We start from the raw sequence: 20,007 nt of genomic DNA, 5'->3' as shown, positions 1-20,007 counted from the left end.
AAAATGACACTTTTCACAAGCAACGGCGATCGCGTCCCCAGCGCTATCGAGGCCATGGCGCAGGAGGCGCGTGCCGGCCGCATGGACCGGCGTGAGTTCCTGGCGCTGGCAAGCACCTTCGGTGCGTCGACGGCTCTTGCCTATGGCATGATCGGTCTTGCCGCGCCGCCACAGGCCCAGGCCGAGGAGCCGAAGAAGGGCGGCACGCTGCGCGTCTCGATGTCGGTCAAGGCGCAGAAGGACCCGCGCACCTACGACTGGGTGGAACTGGCCAACATTTCGCGCAGCTGGCTGGAGCCGCTGGTGCGCTACACCAGGCAATTCACCTTCGAGCCGGTGCTGCTCGAAAGCTGGGATATCAACGACGACGCCACCGAATATGTCCTGCATGTGCGCAAGGACATCACCTGGAACAATGGCGATGCCTTCAATGCCGATGACGTCGCCCACAATCTGGCGCGCTGGTGCGAGAAAGGCGTCGCCGGCAATTCGATGGCCGCACGCGTCGGCGCGCTGATCGACGCAAAAACCGGCAAGGCGAGGGACGGCGCGATCACCAAGGTCGACGACCACACCGTCAAGCTGAAGCTTAGCGAACCCGACATTTCGCTGATCCCGAACTTCACCGATTATCCCGCGCTCGTCGTCCACCGCAACTTCGATGCCGACGGCGCCGATCCGGTCAAGAAGCCGATCGGCACGGGTCCGTTCGAACTCGTCTCTTACGATGTCGGCCAGAAGGCGGTGGTGAAGCGCCGCGAGAACGGCAAATGGTGGGGTGGCGAGGCGCCTCTCGACGGCGTCGAATTCGTCGACTACGGCACCGACTTCAATGCCACGGTGAACGCTTTCGATTCCGGCGAGATCGACCTCAATTTCGAGAGCCCGGCCGATTTCATCGACATTCTCGACAAGATGGGCCTGCAGAAATCCGAGGTTGCGACGGCAACGACACTAGTTGCCCGCACCAACATCACGCACAAGCCCTATGACGACAAGCGGGTGCGCAACGCTCTGCAGATGGCCGTCGACAACAATGCCGTCTTGCAGCTCGGCTATGCCGGGCGCGGCACGGTCGGCGAGAACCATCATGTCAGCCCGATCCATCCGGAATATTATCCCCTGCCAAAAAAGGAACGTGACGCCGCCGGTGCCAAGAAACTGATGGCGGAAGCCGGTCAGGCCGACTTCGAGCACGAACTGATCACCATCGAGGACGATTGGCAGAAGAACACCGGCGACGCGATCGCCGGTCAATTGCGCGATGCCGGCATCAAGGTGAAGCGCACGGTGCTGCCGGGGTCGACCTTCTGGAACGACTGGACGAAATATCCTTATTCGATGACCATCTGGTACATGCGTCCGCTCGGCGTCCAGGTGCTGGCGCTGGGTTATCGCAGCGGCGAGGCGTGGAATGAGTCGGCCTATTCCAATCCCGATTTCGACGCCAAGCTCAAACAGGCGCTCTCGCTGATCGACGTCGCCAAGCGCAAGGAGGTAATGAAGGATGTCGAGCAGATCCTGCAGGACTCCGGAGTCATCATCCAGCCGTTCTGGCAGAAGCTCTACAGCCACACCAGCAAGAAGGTGAAGAACTACGGCGTCCACCAGACCTTCGAGATGGACCTCCAGAACGTTTGGCTCGACGGCTGAAAGGAGGCCGGGCAGGGGCTTCATGAGCGGCAAAAAAGCCGGTATGCAGGATGCGTGGTATTGATTGCGTCAAGCCATCAAAAGCCGGAGATTCTGCATGAGACGGACAGTGCTCCTTGCCGCCCTCGCGATAGCCTTACCCGCGGCCGCCTTCGCCGGACCGGCGTCGGACGCCGTGAAGTTCTTCTATGTTCCGGCGGTCAAATTCGAGGCCGATGCACAATACCGGGATCGCTTCACCGTGCCGGTGACGAAACTGTTCGATCTCAATGACCAGGCGACCAAGAAGAATCCCGACCAGGTCGCCTGCATCGACTTCGACCCCGGTCTTGATGCGCAGGATTTCGATCAGAAGACGGTCTCCAAGACCCTGAAATTGTCCGAGACGGTGGATGGCGACACGGCACAAGTGGTGGCAAGCTTCAAGCTGTTTTCGGACGGTGACGATTCGCAACGCGAAATGCACTGGTCATTGAAGAAGGTCGACGGCAAGTGGAAGGTATCGGACATTGCTTCGAAGACCAGCGACTGGACGCTGAGCCAGCTCGAATGCATGGCGGGCCAAGATCCGGAGTGATGCCATGGGCCTTGGCCGTTCCGGCCGGGGTGTCGAATCGACGGTTTCGTGTCGCCACTCGGCATCCCCGACGCGCGAAGCTTTCTAAATTTCGTGGAACGCCAAGCACTTCGAATGTAGTGTGAAGGCGATGTAACAATGGCATGATGGCGGTTGCGTAGCTTGGCGGATCGCCACGCGCACGAGAAATTCAAATCAGCGATCCGGTTTTGACATCACGTTGCTTTTGACGAGGCGAAGCGCTAGACTTCCTCCGCTTGGTTGTGAACGAATCTCTTGTTCCATTTAGGGGGAATGATCATGAAAATTCTAGGCTACCTATTATCTTCGCTGTTTCTCGCCTTGGCGATGGCGGTGATCGCCACGCCGGCTTCCGCTCAAGCGACCCGGACCTGGGTTTCCGGCGTCGGCGACGACGCCAATCCGTGCAGCCGCACGGCGCCTTGCAAGACCTTTGCCGGCGCGATCTCGAAGACGGCCGTCAGCGGGGAGATCAACTGCCTCGATCCCGGTGGCTTCGGTACGGTGACAATCACCAAGTCGATTACGATCGACTGTGTCTATACGGAAGGCGGGGTTCTCTCCGCCGGAACCAATGGTGTCATTGTCAACGCTCCGGCTGGAAGCGTTGTGCATCTCAGGGGGCTGGATATCGATGGCGTAGGCACAGGCCTAAATGGCGTACGCTTCCTTGGTCAGGGCCAACTGCATATCGAGGATTCGATCATCCAGCGGGTCACTGGCCAGGGCGTGGAAGTCGCGCCGAACGGACCCACCGAAATCTATATCAGCAATACCCGGATATCCGAGGCAGCCACGAATGGCATCCTGATCAAGACGACTGGCGCCGTTGGGATAAATGCTGCGTTCACGCGAACGGAGGTCACAAACAACGGCGCCGGCATCACCGTCGATGGCACGGGTGACACCCTGGCCATAAATATGGCGTTGACAGCGAGCCTGGTCAGCGGGAACGGCGGCAACGGCGTGACCGTGAAGACGGTTGCCGCAGCCTCCCAGGTCCGCGCCACGGTAACAAATACGACGGTGTCGTCCAATGCCGGCGTGGGCGTGAATGCCAATGGTGCGGCTGCCAGCGGCGCCGGCAGTTCGATCGTCACTCTTGGCGGATCGACCGTGTTCGCCAACGTGACCGGTGTCGGCTCTAGCGGATCGGGTGTGGTGCAGTCTTTCAAGAACAACATGATTTCCGGAAATGTCTCGGATGGCACGCCGCTGACGGCATTCCCTGGACCTGGAGGCGCACCGCTGCAATAAGCGCTCTGTTGCATGACACACCATTCCACCGGGCCGTGCTCGCTGTCCGGTGGAATGCAGTAAGACCTGAAGACCAAGCTTTCCACGGACTTTGGGCGTGCTTCAGCTAGCCACGCGGTGTCGGTGTTGCATGGCGCCGCGCTGGCAGCCTTCAGGCTGCCTGGCCGCAAGCAACATCTTGAAACCCGATCGATCGCGTTTCGCCGGCGACCGGCAATCAACCCTGAAGCGATTGCAGGATAAATGGAACCATACCGGCGCGCGGCTTTCCCTGATAAAAGCAATGATATGAAGGCCTGAGATAGGGACCGCCAAAGATTGCCTCGTATTCGCTGGCAAAAGCCTCCCACCTGTTTTTGCCCGAGGTCGCCACGGAATCATGGACCTGGTGAAACGTCCCCTCGCTGAGCAGGCAGACATTGCGCGCGTCAGGGCGCGTCACGTAGCGACGAAATATCTCGAGATTTGCCAAGCCGCCGCCTGGGGACGTGAAACGTTCGTCGAAGCCGCCATGTCGGTCGAACAATGTGCGGCTTATCGAGAAAGAATTGCTTTCCGTGATGCCGCCGAAGAAACCACTGCTTGAGGAGCCGGCAAATACCGAAATCCCGAACAGCCCGTCCGACTCGTCGGGCCAGCGCACGGCACGGATCAATCCATCTTCGATCTCCGCCCCATATCCTTCCGGCACCGACTGCATCTGCACCTTGGGACCAATGTGCCAGGACAGCGAGAACACAAAGGCATCCTCCATCCTGCCATGAGCTTTTACACTCTCATCGATCAGTCGTTCGGAGAATATGCGGGCACCATCGATGGCAAACAACAAAATCTCCCCCTTGGCGATTTCGCGCGCAGCCCAATTCAGAGCAAACACCGGGGATTGCCTGGGGTCTGGTGCTCTTACGATTTGCGCATTTGGTGGCAGATTTTCGTATGTGAGCGGCGTGCTTGAGCCGTTGTCGACGACGATGACTTCGTATTCATCCGACCTCAGTCCCTTCTGATAGGGAGCGGTCGCGGACAGGATCGTGCGGGGTGCCTCGCGCGCCATCTCGTAGGCACAGATGATGACCGAGAGGCGCGGCCTGCGCTGCGACAATGCTGGCACCACGCGCCGGTCCGATTGCATCGAAGCCTTGGTCGCGCGCAGTGCCGCGATGATCCCAAGATCGTTAGCCAACAGATCCGTGGCGCGTGGTTGCATGTGGTCGCGGATGGCTGCGACGCTAGGAAATGACCACTTCCCAGCCAGTATGTCGGCTTCGATGGCGCCATAGTTGGCGGTGAGCACGTCCGACGACGGATCGAGCCGGGTCACCAGGCCGAAACCCTTCATGTCGACATCATAAACCCGAATGTCCAGATCGGGCCGGTAGTGGCGAAGAATAGGTATCAGGCGATAGACATCGCCAGTCCAGATCGTTGTATTGCGTTGCCGTGACGCGTAATCCATGTGCTGCGGCAGCAGGTCATTAATGACAATGACGCTGTCTGGGCTGGCATGCTTCTCCAGATTCATGAAATCGCGCAGTGCGAATTCGACAAGATGCAACCCGTCGATGAACGCCAAATCGATGGGTGCCCCGAGAATTTGCGCCACGTCGTCGCGTGCGAAGAAACTGTCGCTGGTGGTGTTGAACAACCGCGTGGGGGCGGTCAACGCGACCTTGATCTCGTAGTCGGGATCTATGCCTATGGCCGGAACTCTTGACAGAGCCAGGCTATAGCCCAGTCTGCAGCCGATCTCGCAATAGTTGGCCGGCCGAAGCGTTTCATGGGTTAGCCCCAAGGCGTCTAGATAGTTCAAGAGACGGTCTTCCTTGTTGACGGAACCTGCAAGGGTACTGGCACAATATACGCAAACCCGCCAGCCAGACATGGCTGTAGGTTTCTTGGTGCCGGCAGGCATTGGCGTCGTTTGCGTTGCCGATGATTCGCCGATGATCTGCCGATAGTTCCGCTGAAACGATTGTTCTTGAACGGTTGGCGCGGGCAGCCGCGCGAACCGTTCGCCTCGAAGTGCTTGTTGGCTTCCTCAAATTCTGCATCTTTGTGACTAGGTTTCGACGACCAAAGGCTGGACATTCCGCCGGCCTGAACGCATGACCTTTCGAAGCCTGGAGTGATGCGATGGCCCGTCTTATGGCCCTGGTGATCGTGTGCGTTTTGACCTGCGCCGCCGCCGCTCAAGGTCTGTTAGGCTCACCGCCGCCGAACGCGCCGTCCGCCGGCGGCCAGCCTCCAGACAGCACCGCTACGCCTCCTGCCGCAACGCCGGCGCCGCAGGAAAAGCCGGTCGAGTTGCCGCCGGCGGCGCCCGTTCTGCCGGGATCGCCGACGGCAGTGGTGAAGCCCTTTTACGAACATCCCGGGCTGGAACTCGATCCAGCCCAACGCAAGAACTTCATCGATCCAGCGAAAACCGTGCTCGACAAGAGTGACGCGCTGCGCGCTTCGGGTGAGGGCGAATGCCTCGACCCCAACATGGCACTCGACAACGCCGACTACGACAAGCTCGCCGTCGACCGGAGTCTGCGTTCGGTCGAGGCCGTCAACGACGACGAGGCCAAGGTGGTCGTCGCGTTCGTTGTCGAAGGTCACCAGCACCGTCTCGAATGGAAGCTCAAGAAGGTAGCCGGTGACTGGAAGATTTCCGATCTTCTGTCGGTGACCGGAGAATGGGCGCTCAGCCAATATCAGTGCGAATGAGGGGCTCAGCCGCGCCCGCGATAGGGGGCGACGCCCGTGTCCGGCAGCCAGGCGCCTTCAGGTGGAGCGCCGGTCTGCCAGAAAACGTCGATCGGAATGCCGCCGCGCGGATACCAATAGCCGCCTATGCGCAACCACAGCGGCTTGGTTGCTGCCACGATGCGGCGGCCGATCATGACGGTACAATCCTCATGGAAGGCACCGTGGTTGCGAAACGAGGTCATGAACAGCTTCAGCGACTTCGATTCCACCAAAGCCGCATCGGGTGCGTAGTCGATGACGATATGGGCGAAATCCGGCTGGCCGGTCACCGGGCACAGCGAGGTGAACTCCGGGCAGGTGAAGCGCACGATCGCCGGCGGGCCGTCGCCGCGCGAAAACGGCACGGTTTCCAGGACCGCTGCTTCGGGGCTCTGTGGCGTCTCGACGTGCGCGCCGAGCTGGGTAAGGGTTTTGGTATCGATCATGGGCAGGGTTCCTTCGAATTTTCCGCTCATTAGCATCGGACCGAAACGTGCGCAGCGGTTTTCAGACGAATCCGATGCTTAAATTAGGGAATGCTGCAGCACCTGCTCCAGCGCAATTTGAAACCGCAGGAAGACGATGACCAGCAACGACCCGCTTCTTCAGCCCTACCAGCTCAAGCATTTGACGCTGAAGAACCGGGTGATGTCGACCAGCCACGAGCCGGCCTATTCCGAGGACGGTATGCCGAAACAACGCTATCGGCTCTACCATGCCGAGAAGGCCAGGGGTGGCATGGCGCTGACCATGACCGCCGGCTCGGCCATCGTTTCGCGCGACAGTCCAGCGGCCTTCGGCAATCTGCATGTCTATGATGACCGCATCGTGCCGTGGCTGGCCGAACTCGCCGATGCCTGCCACGAGCATGACTGCAAGGTGATGATCCAGATCACCCATCTTGGCCGCCGAACCGGCTGGAACAAGGCCGACTGGCTGCCGGTGCTCTCGGCCTCGCCGGTGCGCGAGCCGGCGCACCGCGCTTTCCCAAAAACCATCGAGGACTGGGACATCGAACGCATCGTTGCCGACTATGCGTCGGCTGCGCAGCGCTGTCAGGCCGCCGGCCTCGACGGCATAGAGTTCGAGGCCTACGGCCACTTGATGGATGGCTTCTGGTCGCCGGCCACCAATCATCGCGATGACGAGTATGGCGGCTCGCTCGACAATCGCCTGCGCTTCACCAACATGGTGCTGGATGCGGTGCGCGCGGCAGTCGGCGAAAAGTTCGTCGTCGGCATCCGCATGGTCGCCGACGAGGATTTTCCGCAAGGCCTGTCGAAGGAGGAAGGCGTCGAGATCGCCAGGCGGCTGGCCGGCTCCGGCAAGGTCGATTTCCTCAACATCATCCGCGGTTCGATCGAGAGCGACGCGGCATTGACCAAGGTTATTCCGGTGACCGGCATGCGGTCTTCGCCGCATCTCGATTTTGCCGGCGAGGTGAGGGCCGCGACAAAGTTCCCGACCTTTCATGCGGCGCGCATCTCCGATGTCGCCACCGCGCGCCATGCGATCGCTACCGGCAAGCTCGACATGGTCGGCATGACCCGTGCGCATATTGCCGATCCGCACATCATCAGGAAGGTGATGGAAGGCCGCGAGCACGAGATCCGCCCCTGTGTCGGCGCCACCTATTGTCTGGATCGCATCTACGAAGGCGGCGAGGCGCTCTGCGTTCACAACGCGGCGACCGGCCGCGAGGCCGAGATTCCGCACATCATCGTCAAGACCGAAGGGCCGAAGCGGAAAGTGGTCGTCGTCGGTGCTGGGGCCGGCGGACTGGAGGCGGCGCGTGTCGCAGCCGAGCGCGGCCACCAGGTCACGATCCTGGAGGCATCCTCGCAAGCGGGTGGCCAGGTCCGTCTGGCAACGCAGAATCCGCGCCGCAAGGAGCTGATCGGCATCATCGACTGGCGGCTGGCCGAACTCGATCGGCTCGGCGTCGAGATCCGCTACGACACCTGGGCGGAAAAGGACGATGTTCTGGCACTGGCGCCCGATGTTGTGGTCGTCGCCACCGGCGGCCTGCCGCAGAACCCGCCGTTGACGAGCGGCGACAATCTCGTCACGTCGAGCTGGGACATCATGGCCGGCAGCGTCAAGCCGGCCGAAAACGTTCTGCTCTTTGACGACAATGGCGGCCATCAGGGCATGGGGGCGGCCGAGCTGATCGCCAACAGCGGTGCGAGGCTGGAGCTGGTCTCGCCGGAGCGTTTCTTCGCCCCCGAAATGGGCGGCATGAACCACGTGCCGTATATGCGCGCTTTCCAGGAGAAAGGCGTCACCATCACCATCAACACGCGCCTGCGCTCGGTGCGGCGCGAGGGCAACCAACTGGTCGCCGAACTCGCTTCGGACTTTGCCGATGGTTGGCGCGGGGAACGCAGGGTCGACCAGGTGGTGGTCGAGCATGGCACGGCGCCGCTCGACGATCTTTACCTCAGCCTGAAGCCGCTTTCGAAGAATGGCGGCGCGATCGACTATGAACGTCTGGTCGCCGGCGGCGACATTTTCCCAGCACGCAACCCCGAAGCAGGCTTCGTGCTGTTGCGCATCGGCGATGCGGTCGCTTCGCGTAACATTCACGCCGCCATCTATGACGGCATCAGGTTCGGCTTGCGGTTCTGATGCAAGGCCAGCTCGGGCTGGCGCAATTTGTGGTGTTGGTGGCGCGCGGTCGGACCTGCATACGAGAGCCCATGTATGCCGGCCTGGCCGCGCGCCCGCACGTCACTGGCTCATCGCCGGGCAACGTGCGATCTCGGAGCTTTTTGGCGTGGACGGTGCTCAGACCATCCTGGCGATCGCCATGCACAGCACCGTGACCACCAGCAGCCACGCAGCGATGCGTTCGCCCAGGGCCATTCTGGCCCGCAGTTGCGTTTCGATTTCCGCATTGGCGCCGGCAAGCCGCCGGCTGGGCGCCCTGACCATGGCGCCGAGCACGCCGGCGGCGGCGAAAGCGGCCAGGATACCCAGCGCCAGCACCATTTCCATCGAGCCGAAATAAGCGCCATGGAAGAAATACCACAGCAGCGCCCCGGTCAGGAAAACCATGCCGGCCGCGCCCATCTGCGGCTGGATGAAGCGTTCCGCCTTGATCTCGGGATCGCGGGCAAGCGTGATGGTGGTGCCGGCCCAGAACACCCCTGTCATGACGTGAAGACCGATGACGACGATGTAGACATATTCCATGACGGCTCTCCTCTCATCTGTGGGGGGTATCTAACAATTAGATATCTAACAGTTAGATGTCAATGTATAAAGCGGGAGTCAGTTCCATCTGGGAAAAACACCGTCTAGTGTCCGGCAATGACGCCCTTTGAACGCCCGCCAATCGGCATGAACCTCGGCCGCACGGCCAAACTTGTCGCCCAGGCCTTCGACGCCGCTTTGGTCGAAGCGGGCGGCACCTTGCCGGTCTGGCTCACGCTGCTGTCGGTCAAGTCGAGCGAGCTCGCCAATCAGCGCGAACTTGCCGGCATGATCGGCATCCAGGGGGCGACGCTGACCCACCACCTCAATGCGATGGAAGCGCAGGGCCTGCTGACTCGCCGACGCGATCCCGTCAACCGCCGGGTCCATCAGGTCGAACTGACGCAAGCGGGAGAAGCGCTGTTCGAGACGTTGCGGCAGGCCGCGCTTGCCTTCGACAGGCGGCTTCGCACAGGGCTGCCCGACGAGCGCCTGGCGGAGTTTGCGCAGGTACTGGCGGCGCTACGCGACAATGTCGAAAGCTAGGAATACCGGACCATCGGCTCAGTTGTCATAATTCGGGATCGCTCCGAAGGCGTAATGGCGCAGCTTCAGCGCGGTGACCAGGTCGGTAAGCTTCGTCTTGCCGTCAAAGCCGTCCTGGAACATCTCGTCATGCATCAAGAGGATCAGCCTGCCGGGCTTGTCGAAGTGGCCATAGCCGAACAGATGATCGATCTCGCTGACCAGATGATCGACGCTCTGCACCGGCTCGCCGTTGTCCTTGTGCACCCATTCATGATCCCAGCCATACAGATAGAAGCCGGAAGCGGCGACGAACTCGTAGTCGGGGTCCTCGCGGCCGGCTTGCGCGGGTCCGAGCGAGTTGTCGTCCTTTGACATAGAGGGCAGCCGGAACACATCGCGCCCCGGCAGTCGTGCATGCACCGCAGGCTTCAGGCCCAGCACGGCATTCGCCATGAGCATGTCTGCAACCACCCCTTCCGTATCGCCATAGAAGTGCCGGTAGTGATTATAGGCGTGGCTGTAGCTGTGGTTGCCGATCGTCACCAGCGGCATCGCCTTGGCGCGCCGCACCAGCGCCTTGGTGGACGCACTGGCCTCGGCATGCATGCCGACCATGAACAGTGTTGCCGGAACCTGCTGTGCCTGCAGCACGTCGAGGATGTTGCTGGTGCCGTTCAGCGGGCCGTCGTCGAAGGTGAGATAGATGATGCGGTCCGCCCCATGGGCCGGCAGCGCGGACATCAGAATGGCCGCCAGGACAAACCGAAAGAATGTCATAAGCTCCAGCGATCCGGTTGCACTTGCCGCAGGCCGCCATTTCGGCGGCTGATTGTCAAGGCGGGCAGTTACGCCAGGCTGCCCTGCAAGACCCGCAGTTTGGCCTTCTTCGGCATGCGGGCGGTCAGCCATTCCAGCGCCTTGTCCTGCGGCATCGGAAAGGCGATGGAATAGCCCTGTACCTGGTCGCAGCCGATCGCCATCAGCGAGTCGAGTTCGGCCTCGGTTTCAGCACCCTCGGCGACGATGGAGATGCCCAGCCCCCGGGCAAGCTCGGTGATGGCGCGCACGATCTTCGAGTTGTCGCCATTCTCATGGATATTCTGGACGAAGCGGCGATCGATCTTGAGCCGGTCGATCTCATTGGGATTGACGTGGCTGAGCGACGCATAGCCGGTGCCGAAATCATCGAGTTCCAGGTGGACGCCGGCTGCCCTGATGTGACGCAGTTTCGCCGCGATGCCTGTCTTCTCATCGTCGAGAATGACGGATTCGACGATTTCCAGCGACAGTTTCTGCGGCGGCAGTCCGGCCTTTTCCAGCGTCTCGAACAGAAACGCATCGAAATCGTGCTCGCGCAGCTCGGTGCCCGAGACATTGACGGCAAGCCGTCCGAAGGCAATCCCGGCGCGGTTCCATTCGGCGGCTTCGTTGATCGCCTTGCTGATGACGATGCGGCCGATCTCCGGCATGAAGCCGCATTTCTCGGCGACCGGAATGAATTCGCCCGGCGAGATCATGCCGCGCTCGTGATGGTTCCATCGCACCAGGGCCTCGATGCCGCTGATCGTGCCGTCGGTCAAGGAAACCTGCGGCTGGAAATAAACCTGGAATGCCCGCTCGGAGATGGCGACCTTGATGTCGTGTTCGAGCTGCTTGCGGTAGTCGAGCTCACGGCGCAACTCCTCCGAGAAGAACGAGAAGTTGCCGCCGCCCATTTTCTTGGCGGAGTATAGCGCCAGATCGGCATGGACGAGCAGGTCCTGCGCGTTGTCGGCGTCGATCGGATAGACGGCGATGCCGCCGCTGGCGCCCGGAAGGATGGTGGTGCCCTGGAAGACGATCGGTTCGTTGATATGCGCCAGGATGCGCCGCGCTAGCATGTTGATGTCCTCGGTGCTGCCCGCTCCGTTGAGGATCATCACGAATTCGTCACCACCGAGCCGCGCGCACAGATCCGACGCCCGGCAGGAATCGCGCATGCGCTGGGCTGTGACGACCAGGACATAGTCGCCGGCGGCGTGGCCGAGCGTATCGTTGATCTGCTTGAAGCGGTCGAGGTCGAGCTGGACCACCGCCAGCCGTTCGCGCCGGCGGTGCGCGCCCTTGATCAGCGTGTCGAAATGATCGGTCAGGAAGGTGCGGTTGTGCAGGCCGGTCAGGCCGTCATGGACCGCGATGAAGGCCATCGAATTGCGCGCATCGACCAGTTCACGTGTCTTGCGCAGGATCGCGTTGGACATCGGCCTGAAGATGAACAGCGCCACCAGCAGGATGACGCCGAGGGTGGCGTAGAACAATGTGCGGTGGAGCGCGAGCAGCTTTTCGGAGCGCTCGTCGGCATCGGCGCTGATGCGCTGTCCGAGCGCGGCATAGCCCGACAAGGTGGCGTTGGCGACCGAGGCATCGAGGTTGACGCGTTCTGCGCTGCCTTTGTAGCCGTCATTGTCGAGATTGAGTTGCGATTCAAGGGCTGAGATCAGGCGGTCGCCATTGGCGATCAGCCCGACCGAGAAATAATCGAGATGGAAGGGTTTGGCGAAAAGCACGCTCTCGATCGACTTCGCATCGAACTTGGCCGGCGATTGCGGATCCGCACCGGTCTGCTCGAGCAGCAGATCGTAATTGGTCTCGAACTCGGCGGTGGCCTGCTTCAGTGCGCTGACCAATGCCGGCCGCTTGTCGCGCGAGGCGGCACCGGTTGCACCGGCCAGGAAGACGATGCGCTGCGACAAGGTCTTCTGCGTGCCGACAATGTCGAGCAAGGTGTTGTTGTGCTGCTGCGTGGCCATCGTCTGCTGCAGCAAGACGAAGGACGCCGCCACCATGGCCGCAATGATCAGCAGCGCCAGCCAATAGCCCGCCTTGATCAGCAATATGAGCTTGCCTGAAACGGTTTGCACCGGCTGCTGCGACATGTTCGGGGGCGGCCCTTTTGCCAACGGATTCCTGTATGACCACCATTGAGCCGCAAACGTTAACAGGACTGGAAACCGACAGCCTGACGGCAAGGGGAAGATGCGGAAAGATCGCGAAATGGTTATCGGCTCCTTTCGCCGCCGGCCCGCATTTGAACATTGGTTGGCGCGAGTGTTCCCAACTGGTGGCCTGGGCTGTACCCGTGCGTCTCATCCGATGCTGCCCGGCCACCCCATCCGGTCGCTTTTGCGATGGATTTTTTGCGCGGGCCGGACGACAGTCTGGCCACGTCAAACGAGGCCCGATCATGACCGCAGCATTTCTCTCCCATATCGACAGCGAGCTTGCCGGGCTCAAATCGGCCGGCCTCTACAAGCCCGAGCGGGTGATTTCCTCGATGCAGTCGGCCCAGATCGAGGTCGGCGGCGAGAAGGTGCTGAACTTCTGCGCCAACAACTATCTCGGCCTCGCCGATAGCGCCGACCTGCGAAAGGCGGCCGCGCAGGCTCTGGATCGCTATGGCTACGGTATGGCGTCGGTGCGCTTCATCTGCGGCACGCAGGTGGAACACAAGGAGCTCGAAGCGACGATCTCATCCTTCCTTGGCCTGGAAGACACCATCCTCTATGGCTCCTGCTTCGACGCCAATGGTGGCTTGTTCGAGACGCTGCTTGGCGAGGAAGACGCGATCATCTCGGATGCGCTGAACCATGCCTCGATCATCGATGGCGTCCGGCTGTCGAAGGCCAAGCGTTTCCGTTATGCCAACAACGACATGGCCGATCTCGAGGCGCGGCTGAAGGAAGCCAGGGATTGCCGCTTTAGGCTGATCGCCACCGATGGCGTGTTTTCGATGGACGGCATCATCGCCAACCTGAAGGGCGTCTGCGACCTCGCCGACAAATACGATGCGATGGTCATGGTCGACGACAGCCACGCTGTCGGCTTCGTCGGCAGACAAGGCCGCGGCTCGGCTGAGCATTGCGGCGTCGAGGGCAGGGTGGACATCATCACCGGTACGCTGGGCAAGGCGCTCGGCGGCGCTTCGGGCGGCTACACCTCGGGCAAGAGGCAAGTGGTCGACTGGCTGCGCCAGCGCTCGCGACCCTATCTGTTCTCCAACACGCTGATGCCGGCGATCGCCGGCGCCTCGATCAAGGTGTTCGAGCTGATCCGCAATGGCGACGCCTTGCGCGAGCGCCTCTATGCCAATGCGGCGCGGTTCAGGTCGCAGATGGGCAAACTCGGCTTCACGCTCGCCGGGGCCGACCATCCTATCATTCCGGTGATGCTGGGCGATGCGACGCTGGCGCAGGAGATGGCGGCGCGCATGCTGAAGCGCGGCATCTATGTCATCGGCTTTTCCTTCCCGGTGGTGCCGAAAGGCCAGGCGCGTATCCGCACGCAGATGTCGGCGGCGCATTCCAGTGCCGATATCGACAGGGCGGTCGAGGCCTTCGGCGCGGTCGGCAGGGAGCTGGGCGTGATTTCGTGAGCGGCCAGCGCCGAAAAGCGATTCCGGATCAAGAGATTCAAGGGACAAAAGAATGTCGAACATGATGAAGGCGCTGGTAAAGGCCAAGGCCGAACCAGGCATCTGGATGGAAGAGGTGCCGGTGCCGGAGATCGGCCCCAACGACGTGCTGATCAAAGTGAAGAAGACGGCGATCTGCGGCACCGACGTGCATATCTACAATTGGGACCAGTGGGCACAGAAGACAGTGCCGGTGCCGATGGTGACCGGCCATGAGTTTGTCGGCACGGTGGCGGATTTCGGCGCCGCGGTCACCGAATACAAGGTCGGCCAGCGCGTCTCGGGCGAGGGCCACATCGTCTGCGGCCACTGCCGCAACTGCCGCGCGGGGCGAGGGCATCTGTGCCGCAACACGCTCGGCGTCGGCGTCAATCGTCCCGGCGCCTTCGGCGAATATCTGGCGATCCCGCAGCACAATGTCGTGCCGATCCCCGACGACGTGCCGGACGAGATCGCGGCGATCTTCGACCCCCTGGGCAATGCGGTGCATACGGCACTGTCCTTCGATCTTGTCGGCGAGGATGTGCTGGTCACCGGCGCGGGGCCGATCGGCATCATGGGCGCGCTCGTCGCCCAATGCGTGGGCGCGCGAAAAGTAGTCATCACCGACATCAACCCGGTGCGCCTGGCGCTGGCGAAAAAGCTCGGCGTCCAGCATGTCGTCGACGCCTCGAAGGAAAAGCTGCGCGACGTCATGCCGGCCCTCGGCATGACCGAGGGCTTTGACATCGGCCTGGAAATGTCGGGCGCTGCCCCCGCCTTCCGCGACATGATCGACACCATGAACAATGGCGGCAAGATAGCCATTCTCGGAATCGCGCCGACCGGCTTCGAGATCGACTGGAACAAGGTCATCTTCAAGATGCTGCATCTCAAAGGCATCTATGGCCGCGAAATGTTCGAGACCTGGTACAAGATGATCGCACTGGTCCAGGGGCCGCTCGACGTGACTGGCCTGATCACCCACCGCATCGGCATTGACGATTTCCAGACGGGCTTCGATGCGATGAGGAGCGGCAGTTCGGGCAAGGTGGTGATGGATTGGTAGGCGCTAAGCCGGTTGCTTGTGGGGGGCCAATATGGCGGAAAACGAGCACGGACGTATCATCGCCTCGCAGGCAAAGACCGTATTGCAGCCCGCCGGATTTCGGCGAAAGGGTCAGTCACGGATCTGGATGGCTGACCGTGGCTTCTGGCTAAGCGTAGTCGAGTTCCAACCCAGCTCTTGGTCGAAAGGCTCTTACCTGAACGTAGCCGTTCACTGGCTCTGGGGTTCGCTCCCAGAAACACTTACCTTCGATCGCGCTGAGCGCATTGGAGACTTCGCTCAGTTCCAGAGCCCGGCACAGTTTCTGCTCGCGGTCGATCACATGGCCAAGAAGGCAGTCGAAATCGATCAGTTTCACCGACTGACGTTTCCTTCTGTGCAGGCGACTGCGACGATCCTCTTGAATGAATTGCGACCGGGCGCGTACGGCGAATGGGCAGCTTTCCACGCCGGGGTAGCGGCAGGCTTGGCTGGTGACTTTGAATCGGCAAGTCGGCTGTTTAAAAGCGTTCGAAGACACGCGGCTTCGAAGGTGCGGTCGCTCCTAGCTGTCGTTGACGACCCGGTGCGGTTCCGAAGCCATGTACTGGGCATGATCGAAGCGGAGCGCGCCTATTTCAAGCTAGGGGCATTGCCGACCAACGTTGGAATCTAGTTCTAAGATTGATCGACAGGCGATGCCCGGCGTGGGCCTATGCCTTGCTCGGGGGTCAACTTTGCCTCCAGCGCCGTCACGCCGCTCACAATGGCCGCACGTTCCTCTGCACCCAGTCGACCCAGCAACTCCCGCTCGAACGCTATCGCCAGCGGCACCATCTCGCGGTAGGCGGCAAGCCCCGCTTTGGTCAGTGCAAGGTGCTCGACCCGGCGATCATTTTCGTCAGGCGTGCGCGTCAGCCAGCGCCGCCGCTCGAGCTCGGCCACCGCGCGCGAGACCTTGGTCTTATGCATGGCCGACTGCTCGCCGAGCTCGGTCGCGGTCATCGTGCCGCGCTGGCCGAGGCCTGAAAGCGTGCGCCACTCCGGTCGCGTCAGGCCGTGGCGATCCCGGTAAATCCTGGAGAATTCGCGGCTGACGGCATCGGCAAGCCGGTAGAGACGGTAGGGCAGGAAGCTTTCCAGCTCGAGAATGTCGGGTTCCATGACGTGCCGTGGCCGTTGATAGTTACATTTTCGATGGTTACAAATGAAACCAGTTTGGTCAATATCACCGGCAGACTTGGCTTTGTGAAGCTTGGAGCCGAGATCAGGGAGGATCGGATGGCCTTTTCCTACATGCCGGGTTTCGGCAACGATTTTGAGACCGAGACTTTGCCCGGCTCACTGCCGCAAGGCCGGAACTCTCCGCAGCGGCCGGCCTACGGCCTCTATGCCGAGCAGCTTTCCGGCTCGCCCTTTACCGCCCCGCGCGGCACCAATGAGCGCTCATGGCTCTATCGCATCCGGCCGAGCGTCAAGCACACCGGCCGTTTCAAGGCGGCGACCTATCCCCTGTGGAAGACAGCGCCGAATGTCGGCGATCACGAACTGGCGCTTGGCCAGTATCGCTGGAACCCGGTGCCGATGCCGAAGGAGCCGACCGATTTCATCAAGGGCATGCGTAGCATCACCACGGCCGGCGACGTGCTCGGGCAGACCGGCATGGCGGCCCATGTCTATGTCGCCAACACATCGATGGTCGACGATCATTTCTTCAACGCCGATGGCGAGTTGCTGGTTGTCCCGCAGGTCGGTGCCTTGCGTCTGATCACCGAAATGGGTGTCATCGAGCTTCGGCCCGGCGAGATCGCCGTGCTGCCGCGCGGCCTCGTCTTCAAGGTCGAACTGGTCGATGCTGAAGTGCGCGGCTATGTCTGCGAAAACTACGGCGCCAAGCTGACCTTGCCCGACCGCGGCCCGATCGGCGCCAATTGCCTGGCCAACCCGCGCGACTTCAAGACGCCCTGCGCCTGGTTCGAGGAGAAGGAAACGCCGTGCCGGCTGATCGTGAAATGGTGCGGCAATTTCCACGTCACCGAGATCGGTCATTCGCCGCTCGACGTCGTCGCCTGGCATGGCAACTACGCGCCCTACAAATATGATCTGGCGACGTTTTCGCCGGTCGGCGCCATCCTGTTCGATCACCCCGATCCATCGATCTTCACCGTGCTGACGGCGCCGAGCGGCGAGGAAGGCACCGCCAACATCGACTTCGTCATCTTCCCGCCGCGTTGGCTGGTGGCGGAAGATACGTTCCGTCCGCCCTGGTATCACCGCAACATCATGAGCGAGTTCATGGGGCTGATCCACGGCCAGTACGATGCCAAGGAGGAAGGCTTCGTTCCGGGCGGCATCAGCCTGCACAATCTGATGCTGGCCCATGGCCCGGATGCGCCTGGCTTCGAAAAGGCCTCGCGCGCGGAGTTGAAACCGGTCAAGCTCGACAACACAATGGCCTTCATGTTCGAGACACGTTTCCCGCAGATGCTGACCCGCTACGGCGCCGAACTGGAAACCCGGCAGGACAATTACATCGACTGCTGGGCCGACTTGAAGAAGCGCTTCAATGGCACGCCCGAGGGCGACTGGTCTTGAGCGGCAAGCCAATGCCGGACCGGCTGGTGCTGCTGGGCTCGAAGGGCGGCCCGGCGCTGCGGCCGGGCGGACCGTGGCCGAGCTCATCGCTGCTTGAGATCGGTGGGCGGACCATCGTCGTCGATTGCGGGCTCGGCGTGACGCGCGGTCTGGTCGATGCCGGGATCAGCCTTAAGGCGCTCGACTTGATCTTCATCACCCATCTGCATTCCGACCACGTGCTGGAACTCGGGCCGCTGGTCCACACCGCCTGGACGGCGGGGCTGGCGACACCGGTCGACGTGTTCGGCCCGCCCGGCACCGGCCATTACTGGCGGCGCTTCTGTCAGGCGATAGAGTTCGATATCGAAATCCGCATCGTCGATGAGGGCCGGCCTGATATTCGCGAACTGGTTTCGGTCAGCGAATTCGCCGAGGGCCATGTGCTCGACCAACTCGGCCTGAAGGTTTCAGCGCTTCGCGTCGATCATCCGCCGGTGACTGACTGCTTTGCCCTGCGCTTCGACCAAGGCGGCAAAAGCGTGGTGTTCTCCGCCGATACGGCTTTCTTCCCACCGCTCGCCGATTTCGCCAAGGATGCCGATATTCTCGTCCATGAAGCCATGCTGGAGGAGGGCATCGAGCGGCTGGTTGCCAGAACGGGTAATGGCGCTCGGCTCAAGGAACATCTGCTCGCCAGCCACAGCTTTGCCGGGGAGGCAGGGCGCATCGCCAGCGATGCCGGCGTGAAGAGGCTGGTGCTCAACCACCTCATTCCCGCCGACGACCCCGAGATCGTCGAGGCCGATTGGCTTGCTGCTGTCAGGAAAACATGGGCCGGCGACTTGACGATCGCCCGCGACGGCCTTGTTGTGGCGCTAGCATGATCCCGAAAAGTGGAAACCGGTTTTCGCTGGAGATCATGCGCAAGACAAAGAAACTAAGCAGTGTGAAAGCTGCACAAGGAGAGGAAACCGCATGAAGCTTGCCACATTGAAGGACGGGACGCGCGACGGGAAACTCGTCGTCGTCTCGCGCGACCTGACGCAGTACACCGACGCCTCCTTCCTGGCGCGCACGCTGCAGGCGGCACTCGACGATTGGCGCCGGATCGCGCCGCACCTATCGACAATCGCGGAATCGCTGGAGAACAATGCGGTGCCGTCAGCCCGCTTTCACGAGCACGACGCGCATTCGCCGTTGCCGCGCGCCTATCAATGGGCCGACGGGTCCGCCTATGTGAACCATGTCGAACTGGTGCGCAAAGCGCGTGGCGTCGAGATGCCGGCGAGCTTCTGGACCGACCCGCTGATCTACCAGGGCGGCTCGGACTCCTTCATTGCGCCGCGCGATCCGATCCGCATGGCCGACGAAGCCTTCGGCATCGACATGGAGGCGGAGGTCGCCGTCATCGTCGACGATGTGCCGATGGGCACAAGCCTTGATGAAGCGCGTGCCGCGATCCGGCTGGTCATGTTGGTCAATGATGTCACGTTGCGCGCGCTCACCGGCCCGGAACTGGCCAAGGGGTTCGGCTTTTTCCAATCAAAACCCTCCTCGGCTTTTTCGCCGGTCGCGGTGACGCCGGATGAGCTGGGCGACGCCTGGGACGGCGGCAAGGTCAGCCTGCCGCTGCTTGCCGACCTCAATGGCAAGCCGTTCGGCCGCGCCAATGCCGGCGTCGACATGACCTTCGATTTTCCGGCGCTGATCGTCCATGCCGCCCGCACAAGGCCGCTGGTATCAGGCACCATCATCGGCTCGGGCACGGTTTCCAACAAGCTCGACGGCGGGCCGGGCAAGCCTGTCTCGGCCGGTGGCGCCGGCTATTCCTGCGTCGCCGAACTGCGCATGATCGAGACCATTGAGAATGGCGAACCCAGGACGCCATTCCTGCGCTTTGGTGACACCGTGCGCATCGAGATGAAGGACAGTACGGGCCATTCGATCTTCGGCGCCATCGAGCAGAAGGTCGAGAAATACCAGGGATAG

The 20,007-nt window shown here is 61.7% G+C and carries 18 protein-coding genes; 12 read left to right on the top strand and 6 right to left on the bottom strand.

From position 1 onward, the window contains the following. Positions 1-3: 3 nt before the first annotated feature. The 3 genes from CK226_RS09310 (at position 4) to CK226_RS09300 (ending at position 3,508) form a co-directional block, all read left to right on the top strand. Entirely contained in the window at positions 4-1,653 is a 1,650-nt protein-coding gene (locus CK226_RS09310) for an ABC transporter substrate-binding protein (RefSeq protein ID WP_095791649.1), read from the top strand. Between the two features lie 97 nt (positions 1,654-1,750). Then, positions 1,751-2,230 (top strand): DUF3828 domain-containing protein, encoded by a 480-nt coding sequence (locus CK226_RS09305; RefSeq protein ID WP_095788384.1) that lies wholly within the window; start codon positions 1,751-1,753, stop codon positions 2,228-2,230. A 294-nt stretch (positions 2,231-2,524) separates the two neighbouring features. After that, positions 2,525-3,508, top strand: coding sequence for a right-handed parallel beta-helix repeat-containing protein (locus CK226_RS09300; RefSeq protein ID WP_179301005.1), 984 nt, complete (start codon positions 2,525-2,527; stop codon positions 3,506-3,508). Between the two features lie 217 nt (positions 3,509-3,725). Here the strand turns inward: CK226_RS09300 and CK226_RS09295 are convergent, their stop codons facing one another. After that, complete coding sequence (locus CK226_RS09295) at positions 3,726-5,318, bottom strand: class I SAM-dependent methyltransferase (RefSeq protein ID WP_179301004.1); 1,593 nt, start codon at positions 5,316-5,318, stop codon at positions 3,726-3,728. A gap of 323 nt (positions 5,319-5,641) precedes the next feature. Between CK226_RS09295 and CK226_RS09290 the strand changes: the two genes are divergently transcribed. Then, entirely contained in the window at positions 5,642-6,220 is a 579-nt protein-coding gene (locus CK226_RS09290; protein ID WP_095791646.1) for a hypothetical protein, read from the top strand. A 5-nt stretch (positions 6,221-6,225) separates the two neighbouring features. Here the strand turns inward: CK226_RS09290 and queF are convergent, their stop codons facing one another. Beyond that, positions 6,226-6,687 (bottom strand): preQ(1) synthase, encoded by a 462-nt coding sequence (queF, locus tag CK226_RS09285; RefSeq protein WP_010915503.1) that lies wholly within the window; start codon positions 6,685-6,687, stop codon positions 6,226-6,228. A gap of 136 nt (positions 6,688-6,823) precedes the next feature. Between queF and CK226_RS09280 the strand changes: the two genes are divergently transcribed. Continuing rightward, positions 6,824-8,869: an NADH:flavin oxidoreductase gene (locus CK226_RS09280; RefSeq protein ID WP_095788387.1), complete on the top strand. Its 2,046-nt coding sequence runs from the start codon at positions 6,824-6,826 to the stop codon at positions 8,867-8,869. A 159-nt stretch (positions 8,870-9,028) separates the two neighbouring features. On the opposite strand, the gene CK226_RS09275 is transcribed toward CK226_RS09280, so the two are convergent. Further along, the gene (locus CK226_RS09275; RefSeq protein WP_095788388.1) at positions 9,029-9,436 is read right to left on the bottom strand and encodes a hypothetical protein; all 408 of its coding nucleotides are present in this window, start codon (positions 9,434-9,436) and stop codon (positions 9,029-9,031) included. A gap of 117 nt (positions 9,437-9,553) precedes the next feature. Here CK226_RS09275 and CK226_RS09270 point away from each other — a divergent pair, with 117 nt between their 5' ends. Continuing rightward, positions 9,554-9,982: a MarR family winged helix-turn-helix transcriptional regulator gene (locus CK226_RS09270; RefSeq protein WP_095788389.1), complete on the top strand. Its 429-nt coding sequence runs from the start codon at positions 9,554-9,556 to the stop codon at positions 9,980-9,982. An 18-nt stretch (positions 9,983-10,000) separates the two neighbouring features. Here the strand turns inward: CK226_RS09270 and CK226_RS09265 are convergent, their stop codons facing one another. Together CK226_RS09265 and CK226_RS09260 are read right to left on the bottom strand one after the other, a co-directional pair. Next, on the bottom strand, positions 10,001-10,705 hold the full coding sequence (locus CK226_RS09265) for a polysaccharide deacetylase family protein (RefSeq protein ID WP_245317978.1): 705 nt from the start codon (positions 10,703-10,705) through the stop codon (positions 10,001-10,003). Positions 10,706-10,809: 104 nt separating this feature from the next. After that, a complete protein-coding gene (locus tag CK226_RS09260) occupies positions 10,810-12,879 on the bottom strand; it encodes an EAL domain-containing protein (RefSeq protein WP_095770511.1) in 2,070 nt (689 codons plus the stop codon). 308 nt (positions 12,880-13,187) lie between these two features. Here CK226_RS09260 and CK226_RS09255 point away from each other — a divergent pair, with 308 nt between their 5' ends. The 3 genes from CK226_RS09255 to CK226_RS09245 are packed head-to-tail and all read left to right on the top strand — an operon-like array spanning position 13,188 to position 16,117. Next, the gene (locus CK226_RS09255) at positions 13,188-14,375 is read left to right on the top strand and encodes a glycine C-acetyltransferase (protein WP_095791645.1); all 1,188 of its coding nucleotides are present in this window, start codon (positions 13,188-13,190) and stop codon (positions 14,373-14,375) included. Positions 14,376-14,427: 52 nt separating this feature from the next. Continuing rightward, positions 14,428-15,462 (top strand): L-threonine 3-dehydrogenase, encoded by a 1,035-nt coding sequence (tdh, locus tag CK226_RS09250; RefSeq protein WP_095770509.1) that lies wholly within the window; start codon positions 14,428-14,430, stop codon positions 15,460-15,462. Positions 15,463-15,493: 31 nt separating this feature from the next. Next, positions 15,494-16,117 (top strand): DUF4304 domain-containing protein, encoded by a 624-nt coding sequence (locus tag CK226_RS09245; protein ID WP_095791644.1) that lies wholly within the window; start codon positions 15,494-15,496, stop codon positions 16,115-16,117. 2 nt (positions 16,118-16,119) lie between these two features. Here CK226_RS09245 and CK226_RS09240 read toward each other — a convergent pair whose 3' ends face one another. Beyond that, the gene (locus CK226_RS09240) at positions 16,120-16,605 is read right to left on the bottom strand and encodes a MarR family transcriptional regulator (protein WP_095788392.1); all 486 of its coding nucleotides are present in this window, start codon (positions 16,603-16,605) and stop codon (positions 16,120-16,122) included. 117 nt (positions 16,606-16,722) lie between these two features. Between CK226_RS09240 and hmgA the strand changes: the two genes are divergently transcribed. From hmgA to CK226_RS09225, 3 genes are all read left to right on the top strand, one after another. Further along, on the top strand, positions 16,723-18,036 hold the full coding sequence (hmgA, locus tag CK226_RS09235) for a homogentisate 1,2-dioxygenase (RefSeq protein ID WP_095770907.1): 1,314 nt from the start codon (positions 16,723-16,725) through the stop codon (positions 18,034-18,036). Between the two features lie 11 nt (positions 18,037-18,047). Continuing rightward, on the top strand, positions 18,048-18,902 hold the full coding sequence (locus CK226_RS09230) for an MBL fold metallo-hydrolase (protein WP_179301023.1): 855 nt from the start codon (positions 18,048-18,050) through the stop codon (positions 18,900-18,902). Between the two features lie 91 nt (positions 18,903-18,993). Beyond that, a complete protein-coding gene (locus CK226_RS09225; protein WP_095791642.1) occupies positions 18,994-20,007 on the top strand; it encodes a fumarylacetoacetate hydrolase family protein in 1,014 nt (337 codons plus the stop codon).

The sequence above is a fragment of the Mesorhizobium sp. WSM4311 genome (assembly GCF_002295115.1).
Taxonomy (GTDB): Bacteria; Pseudomonadota; Alphaproteobacteria; order Rhizobiales; family Rhizobiaceae; genus Mesorhizobium.
Note: the sequence above shows the minus strand (reverse complement) of the source record. Positions and strands in the feature narration are given on the sequence as shown.